Genomic DNA, 7,937 nt, shown 5'->3' with positions numbered 1-7,937 from the left:
GCAGGTGGCCGCCATCGCACGGGCCGAGGACATCGCGGTGCTCAACGCCGGGTATGCCTACGACCGCACCATCCTCGAACGATGGGTCGCCCGCACCGACGGGTTGGAGGCCGTGCGCCTGGAACCCGAACACCTCGCCGACCGGTTCAGCGATCCCGATCCCGACGAGGCCGCCGCCTTCGCGCCGCTGCTGGACGTCGCCCGCCAGGTGCTCGGGCGATCCGAGGTGAGGCCGGTGGTGCGCTCGTTCCGCCCCGCCACGATGCACGCCGTCCTGTTGGTCGGCCGCGATGCGCACCGCGAACGCGACCGACGTGACGTGGCTGCCGCGGTCGACGACCCCTGGTCGGCCGCCCTCGCCGAGATCGCCGAGCCGGATGCCGTGGCGCGCTTCGTCCTCAACGCCGAGCACCACGCGGTGCGCCGCCTCGCGGACTGTGGTGACGCCGAGCTGCAACGGGTCGCCCTCGAAGCGTTGTACGCCCACGCCCTGCTCGCCGGGCGGCACCCCCTCACCCCGTTCGACAGCGCCCTCGTGGCCCGAGCGCTGCCGGCACTGATCGACCGGGCCGTCGACGGAGGACCAGCATGAGCCAGTGGGATCAGGTGTCAGAGCAGTTCGCCAGGCTGTCGCTGGCGGCGGACGAGGCACCCATCGGGATGGAGCGTGTGCGCGCCCACGAGATGGCGCTGCGCCTGGCCCAGGCCAACCAGTCGTTCGCCGAGGAGTTCGTCGCCCGCATCGACCTCACCCAAGCCCTGTACTACGTGCCCGACGACCCACACACCCTCGTCCACTTCACGTGGCTGCGACGGGCCCTGGACCCCGTCCACGAGCTGGAGGAGGACGACCGCCACGCGGTGCTGTGGCGCCTGAAGTGGGCGATCGACCTCATCGAGACCCTCCCCGAGGTGCCGTTGTCGGCCTTGGTGGCGGCCATCGACGACGTCGAGGAGGTCTACCGCGCCGAGGGCGCGGCGCTGCGTCCGGTGCATGCTGCTCGCGCCCGCCTGGCGCAGCACCTCGACGACCGGGACGCCGTCGCCCGCGAGCTCAGTGCGTGGCTCGCCGAGCCGCGGGACAGGCACAGCGACTGCCTGGCCTGCGAGCACCGTGGGCAGAGCCGGCTGGTCGCCCCCCATGACCCGGCCCGTGCCCTCGACCTGCTCGCCCCGGTGATCGACGGTGACCTCACCTGCGGCGAGGAGCCGCACACCAGCCTCGCTGACGCCGCGCTGCTGCGCCTGCACCTCGGCGACGTCGAAGGGGCCGTCAGCGCCTTCCGCCGGTCGTGGCACCTCGTTCAGGACGACCCCACCGCCGCCCTGAACGTCGGCACCTGCCTGCGGGTGCTGCTGCGCCTGGGCAACACCGACCGCGCGATCGACCTCCTGCTCCCGCGCCTCGGCTGGCTCGACGACCTCCCCTCCCCGTGGGCCCGGATGTGGTTCTCCGCCACCGCTGCACACGTGCTCGACCGCGCGGCCGCCGTGGGTCTGGCCCCTGACGACATCGACGGGCGCCCCGTCGCTGACGTCGTTCGCGACCTGACCTCCACGTCGGACGACATCGCTGCGGCCTTCGACGCGCGCTACTCCTCGACGGTGGTGTCACGGTCTCTGGCGGCCGCCCATGACCCCTCGCTGGTGCCGACCGAGCCGACGTTGCCGCCCACACGCCTTCCCACGACGGCCGCGCCCACGGGCGGGCGCCGCAGCGCGACGCGTGCCACGGCATCCACAGACGTGCTCGAGCGGGCGCGGGCCCTCAGCGAGGCACTGCTGACCCTCGATCCGGCCACGGAGGACCACGTCGCCGCCTGGCTGCGCGACCGGGCCGCCCTGCTACCGGTCGAGGCCCCCGAGCAGTGGGCCGCCGTGGGCCTGCTCGACCGGGTCAGTTCCGTGGACGCCCCCGGTGACGAGCACCGCGCGATGCTCGAGTCCGCGAGGGAGGCCTCGCAGCGTGGTGGCGACGACGTCGGCGTGATTCGCTGTGACGGCGAACTCGCCCTCCTCGACGACGACGGGGCCGAACGGGCCCGTGAGATCGCGGCCCACCTGGAGTCCATCGGGGCACACACCGAGGCCGGCGGCCTGTGGCGGCGGCTGTTCCACCGCCCGGGAGGCGGCGAGCTGCGCGACCTCGAACGCGCCGCGGACGCCTACCGCGCCGCAGAGTCCCGCGAGCGCGCCCTGCTCTGCGAGGTCGAGACGGCGATGGCGCTCGCCTGGACCGACCCTGACCCGGTTGCTGATGACGCCCGGTTCAGCGCCCTCATGCCGCGGATCCAGGACATCCCGGTCCTGCGCTCGATGGCCCTGGACGCGCGCAGTCGGATCGCGAACGCCGCCGGTGACAGCGACTCGGCCCTGACCCACCTGCGCTCGGCCCTGGAGGGGCGCGGCCTGCCCGAGCGCGCCCGCATCCCGCTCCTGCTCGGGCTGTGCGAGGTCCTCGTCGAGCAGAACACCTACGACGAGCTGGAGGAGCCGGCCGCCGACCTGGTCGCCGCAGCAACGCGCCTGCGCGACCCCGTGCTGCTCGCCCACGGACAACGCTTCCTCGGCTTGGCCTACGTCGAGACCGGTCGACCGGTCGAGGCGGCCGAACTGCTGGAGGCAGCCCTGCCCGTCCTGCGCGAGACCAGCCCCTCGCTCGTCGGCCCTGCTGCCTGGGCCCTGGGCAACGCTCTCATCGGGCTCGGCCAGTGGGCGCCGGGACGCACGGCGTTCGCCACGGCATCCACCGCCTTCGAGGCCGAGGCACGGATCATGGAGTCCGCGCACGCCCAGTGGCGCGCGGGCAACTGCGCCTGGGATGCCGGCGACCTCACTGCGGCAGCGGTGCACTACGAGAGCGCGGCCGAGCGCGCCCGCGAGACCGCGACGGTCGACCTCTACCTCGAGGCGCTGCGCTCGCGCGCTGCGCTGCGCGCCGACACCGAGGACCTCATCGCCGGGATCGCCGACCTCGACGCCGCGATCGGGCTGGCCCAGGTGCTCGCTGACGAGGCCGGCGTGGACGACGACGAGTTCGACGGTGAGGTCATGGAGCCGCACGTGCTGCGCCAGGGCGCACACCTGCTCGCCAAGCACGGCGAGGTGGATGCCGCCGTCGCCCGTTTCGCGGCCGCCCAGGCTCTCGTCGGTGCCGAGTTCGAGGTGCTGCTGCGCGCCGAAGGGGCGATGGTGCTCGCCGACCACGACCGGCTCGCCGAGGCCGAACCCGTGCTGCGTGAGGCGATCACGTCGCTGCACGCACTGGGCCTGGTCGACGAGCGGGTCAACGCCGCCGGGGCGCTGGCCCGGGCGCTGGACCGCGACGGCCGCGGTGAGGAGGCCGAGCAGGTCTGGCAGCGCTACGGCCCGTCGGCCTGATCAGTGCAGCCTGATCAGGCGCCGACCAGGCGGGCCGCGAGCCAGCCCTCGACCTGGTCGAGGGCGACCCGCTCCTGCGCCATGGTGTCGCGCTCGCGGATCGTCACGGCCTGGTCGTCGAGGGTGTCGAAGTCGACGGTGAGGCAGAACGGGGTGCCGATCTCGTCCTGGCGGCGGTAGCGGCGGCCGATGGCACCGGCGTCGTCGAACTCGATGTTCCAGTTCTTGCGCAGCATCGCGGCGAGGTCGCGGGCCTTCGGCGACAGGTCGGCGTTGCGCGACAGCGGCAGCACGGCGGCCTTGACCGGAGCCAGGCGCGGGTCGAGCTTGAGCACGACGCGCTTGTCGACCCCACCCTTGGTGTTGGGGGCCTCGTCCTCGGTGTACGCGTCGACGAGGAACGTCATCAGGCTGCGCGAGAGCCCGGCGGCCGGCTCGATGACGTACGGCGTGTACTTCTCGCCACTCGCCTGGTCGAAGTAGACCAGGTCGGTGCCCGAGTGCTGCGTGTGGGTGCTGAGGTCGAAGTCGGTGCGGTTCGCGATCCCCTCGAGCTCACCCCACTCGCTGCCGGTGAAGTTGAAGCGGTACTCGATGTCGGTGGTGCCCTTGGAGTAGTGCGAGAGCTTCTCGACCGGGTGCTCGTAGTGGCGCAGGTTGTCGGGGTTGATGCCGAGGTCGGTGTACCAGCGGGTGCGCTCATCGATCCAGTACTTGTGCCACTCCTCGTCCTCGCCGGGCTTGACGAAGAACTCCATCTCCATCTGCTCGAACTCGCGGGTGCGGAAGATGAAGTTGCCCGGGGTGATCTCGTTGCGGAAGCTCTTGCCGGTCTGGGCGATGCCGAACGGCGGCTTCTTGCGCGAGGCCTGCATGACGTTGAGGAAGTTCACGAAGATGCCCTGGGCGGTCTCGGGGCGCAGGTAGTGCAGACCCGACTCGTCCTCGAGAACACCGAGGTGCGTCTTGAGCATCATGTTGAACTCGCGAGGTGGGGTCCACTGGCCGCGGGTGCCGCAGTTGGGGCAGGCGAGGTCGGCGAGCTCGATGGAGTCGGGGTCGACCTCCTTGCCCTTCTTGGCCTCGCGGTCGGCGACGGCCTCCTGCATGTGGTCGACACGGAACCGCTTGTGGCAGCTCTGGCACTCGGTGAGCGGGTCGGTGAAGGCACCGACGTGCCCCGAGGCGACCCAGACCTGGCGCGGCAGGATGATCGAGGAGTCGAGTCCGACGACGTCTTCGCGGGCGGTGACCATCGAGCGCCACCACTGGCGCTTGATGTTTTCCTTGAGCTCGACGCCGAGCGGCCCGTAGTCCCAGGCCGAGCGCGTACCGCCGTAGATCTCGCCACAGGGGAAGACGAACCCCCGACGCTTGCAGAGGGAGACGACGGTGTCGACGACGGAGGTGGGAGCGGCCATGGCGGCAAGGCTATCCGGGGAGGTGCCCCGCAGCCGAACCGGCCCGTGCGGGGCCTGAGCCTCGCCGCGCGTAGGCTGGTGCACCGTGTCCAGCCTTCGTGAGTCCTTCGAGCGCGCCAGCCTCCCGGCGCTGACGTACATCAGTTCGCTCCCGCGGTTCGTGCCCTTCCTGGCCATCCTCGGCCTGGTCATCGCCGGCCTCCTCATCCCCGGCTGGGGCTGGGTGCTCATCGTCCTCGTGGTGCTCCTGCTCGCGTGGATCGGTGCCCTCGCGTGGCCACGCCTGAGCATGCCCGAGCGGATGATGCGGGTGGCAGTCGTCGTCATGATGGCTGCGATCGCCATCACCCAGGCGGTTCCGCGCGGCTGACGGTTTTGACAATCATTCTCACCATGATTGAGAATGATTGTCATGAAGGCTCTTGCTGTTGCTGTCCTGTCCTCCGCCCTCGTGCTCGCCGGGTGTGGTGACAGCGGCACCGATGGGGCGTCGGGCACCGACGGAGCAGACCGGATGCCGGTCACGGCCGCCTTCTACCCCCTCCAGTTCGTCGCGGAGCGCGTCGGCGGCGACCTCGTCGAGGTGTCGACGCTGACCAAGCCCGGCACCGAGCCGCACGACCTCGAGCTCACGCCGAAGGCCGTCGCCCAGCTGTCGCAGGCCAAGGCCGTCTTGTACCTCGCCGGCTTCCAGCCGGCCGTCGACGATGCCGTGAAGACCCAGGCCGCGGATGCCGCCCTCGACGTCACGCAGCCCGCGAACCTCATCGTCACCGGCGCCGACGACGGCCACGACCACGCCGGGGAGAGCGCGGACGAGCACGCCGGGCACGCCGCGGACGGCGTGGTGGACCTGCACTTCTGGCTCGACCCGACCCGCATGGCCGCGGTCGCGACGACCGTCGGCGAGCGCTTCGCGAAGGCCGATCCGGCGAACGCGGCGACGTACACGGCCAACGCCGCCGCCCTGGCGAGCGACCTGACCACGCTCGACGAGGAGTTCACCGCCGGGCTGAAGACCTGCGAGAGCAGGGAACTCGTCACCGGGCACGCCGCGTTCGGCTACCTCGCCACCCGCTACGGCCTGGGCCAGGAGGGCATCGCCGGCATCTCTCCCGACGCCGAACCCGACGCCGCCGCGCTGCGCGACCTCGTCAGCCACGTCCGCGAGAGCGGGGTGAGCACCGTCTACGCCGAGACGCTCGTGTCCCCCGCGCTCGCCGAGACGATCGCCCGCGAGACCGGTGCCAAGGTGGCCGTGCTCGACCCCCTCGAAGGACTCACCGATGCCTCCCCCGGCTCGGACTACCTTGAGGTCATGCGCGCCAACCTGATGACCCTGCGCGAGGGCCAGGGCTGTTCATGACCAGCCCCACGCTCGTGCGACTGCGGTCGGCCTCCTTCGGGTACGCCGACCGCACGGTCGTGTCCGGGGTCGACCTCACGGTCCGGGCGGGTGAGGTCGTGGCCCTGCTCGGCCCGAACGGGTCGGGCAAGTCCACGCTCGTACGCGGCATCCTCGGTCTGAGCACCCGCCAGGGTGGTGACGTCGAGCTCTTCGACACCCCGCTCGATGAGTTCGACCAGCACACCCGGCTCGGTTACGTGCCGCAGCGACACTCGCTGTCGGCGTCCGTGCGGGCGACGGTCACCGAGATCGTCGAGGTCGGCCGCCTCCCCCACCGGCCGTGGTGGAAGCCGGCATCCCGCCAGGACCAGGCCATCGTGCGCGAGGCGATCGCCGACGTCGGTCTGGCCGATCGCGCCCAGGAGGAGGTCGCCGCACTCTCCGGCGGACAGCAGCGGCGCGTCCTCATCGCCCGGGCGCTCGCCGGGCGCCCCGACATGCTCGTCATGGACGAGCCGACCGCCGGGGTCGACCACGCGAACCAGGAGGCACTGGCGCTGGTGCTGCAGCGACTGGCCGACCGGGGAACCTCGATGCTCGTCGTCACCCACGAGCTCGAGGCCCTGGAGGGCGTCGTCACCCGCATCGTGTGTCTGGATGCCGGCCACATCGACTTCGACGGCACCCCGGCCGCCTACGCGGACCACCTTCGACGGCACGCCGTGGGCTCCGACCACCACCACCCGGACGACGACTCCCCCCGGCGCGGACACGTCATCGGGGCGGCCCCGCTGGACCCGACCCCCCGGGAGGTGGCGCCGTGAGCGACCTGCTCGCCCTCGACTTCATGCGTCAGGCGCTGCTCGCGGCCCTGCTCGCCGGGTTCGCGGCGCCTCTCGTCGGGGTGTTCCTCGTCCAACGCCGGATGTCGCTCATCGGTGACGGCATGGGGCACGTCGCCCTCGCGGGAGTGGCGGTCGGTGTGCTCACCGGGCAGGAGCCGGTGCTGACCGCGCTCATCGCCGCGGTGCTCGCGGCGGTCGCGATCGAGCTGATCCGGGCCTCGGGGCGCACGAGCGGTGACACCGCCCTCGCGGTGATGTTCTACGGGGGCATCGCGCTCGGTGTCGTGCTCATCTCCCGCAGCAGCAGCGGCACCCCGGCCAACCTCACCGGATACCTCTTCGGCGCGATCCTCACGACCAGCCGCGCCGACATCATCGTGTTCGCCGTGCTGGCCGCCGTGGTGCTGAGCGCCACCCTCGTGCTGCGCCAACGGTTCTTCGCCGTGGCCAACGACGAGGAGTACGCGCGCGCGGCCGGCATCCCCGTCCTGCGCTACAACCTCGTGCTCGCCGTGCTCACCGCGGTCACCGTCGTCGTGTCGATGCGGGTCGTCGGCCTGCTGCTCATCAGCGCGCTGATGATCCTGCCGAACGCCACGTCGCAGCTGTTCGCGCGCAGCTTCCGCTCCGGGCTGTGGTGGGCGGTGCTCATCGGGGTGCTGAGCAGTGTCGGCGGGGTGCTGTTGTCCTACGCGGCCGAGACGCCGTCTGGCGGCACGATCGTGCTGCTCGCCGTGGCTGCCTTCGTGACGGCGAGTGTCGTGACCACGGTGGTGGCCCGGCTGCGCCGGGCGGCCCACGACCGGGCCGAGCGGCACGACCACGAACACGGGCCCGACTGCGGGCACCCCGCGGTGGAGCACGACGACCACGTCGACTACCTGCACGACGGGCACCGCCACGCGGCGCACGAGGGGCACTACGACGAACACGGCCACGACG

At 71.7% G+C, this 7,937-nt stretch carries 6 protein-coding genes and 1 pseudogene; 6 read left to right on the top strand and 1 reads right to left on the bottom strand.

Going from position 1 to position 7,937, the window contains the following annotated elements:
* Both PLL68_RS08040 and PLL68_RS08035 read left to right on the top strand, forming a co-directional pair.
* A pseudogene (locus tag PLL68_RS08040) lies at positions 1-592 on the top strand (hypothetical protein); the annotation flags it as partial.
* Complete coding sequence (locus PLL68_RS08035; RefSeq protein ID WP_324533253.1) at positions 589-3,381, top strand: hypothetical protein; 2,793 nt, start codon at positions 589-591, stop codon at positions 3,379-3,381. The pseudogene PLL68_RS08040 and the gene PLL68_RS08035, both read left to right, overlap by 4 nt.
* 14 nt (positions 3,382-3,395) lie before the next feature.
* On the opposite strand, the gene PLL68_RS08030 is transcribed toward PLL68_RS08035, so the two are convergent.
* Positions 3,396-4,802: a glycine--tRNA ligase gene (locus tag PLL68_RS08030; RefSeq protein ID WP_324533252.1), complete on the bottom strand. Its 1,407-nt coding sequence runs from the start codon at positions 4,800-4,802 to the stop codon at positions 3,396-3,398.
* Between the two features lie 85 nt (positions 4,803-4,887).
* On the opposite strand from PLL68_RS08030, the gene PLL68_RS08025 reads away from it, so the two are divergent.
* The 4 genes from PLL68_RS08025 to PLL68_RS08010 form a co-directional block, all read left to right on the top strand.
* On the top strand, positions 4,888-5,172 hold the full coding sequence (locus PLL68_RS08025; RefSeq protein WP_159898698.1) for a DUF6703 family protein: 285 nt from the start codon (positions 4,888-4,890) through the stop codon (positions 5,170-5,172).
* Between the two features lie 42 nt (positions 5,173-5,214).
* Entirely contained in the window at positions 5,215-6,168 is a 954-nt protein-coding gene (locus tag PLL68_RS08020; protein WP_324533251.1) for a metal ABC transporter substrate-binding protein, read from the top strand.
* Positions 6,165-6,974 carry a metal ABC transporter ATP-binding protein gene (locus PLL68_RS08015; protein WP_324533250.1) on the top strand — a complete coding sequence of 270 codons (810 nt, stop codon included), beginning with the start codon at positions 6,165-6,167 and terminating at the stop codon, positions 6,972-6,974. Before PLL68_RS08020 ends, PLL68_RS08015 begins: the two co-directional genes overlap by 4 nt.
* Positions 6,971-7,937, top strand: a 967-nt coding sequence (locus PLL68_RS08010; RefSeq protein WP_324533249.1) for a metal ABC transporter permease, incomplete at its 3' end; no start/stop codon positions are given. The genes PLL68_RS08015 and PLL68_RS08010, both read left to right, overlap by 4 nt.

It is taken from the genome of Ornithinibacter sp., assembly GCF_035443565.1.
Taxonomy (GTDB): Bacteria; Actinomycetota; Actinomycetes; order Actinomycetales; family Dermatophilaceae; genus Fodinibacter.
Note: the sequence above shows the minus strand (reverse complement) of the source record. Positions and strands in the feature narration are given on the sequence as shown.

Coding starts and splice junctions, on each gene's coding strand:
- PLL68_RS08015 (WP_324533250.1), top strand. CDS start 6,165: ATGACCAGCCCCACGCTCGTGCGACTGCGGTCGGCCTCCTTCGGGTAC.
- PLL68_RS08035 (WP_324533253.1), top strand. CDS start 589: ATGAGCCAGTGGGATCAGGTGTCAGAGCAGTTCGCCAGGCTGTCGCTG.
- PLL68_RS08030 (WP_324533252.1), bottom strand. CDS start 4,802: ATGGCCGCTCCCACCTCCGTCGTCGACACCGTCGTCTCCCTCTGCAAG.
- PLL68_RS08020 (WP_324533251.1), top strand. CDS start 5,215: ATGAAGGCTCTTGCTGTTGCTGTCCTGTCCTCCGCCCTCGTGCTCGCC.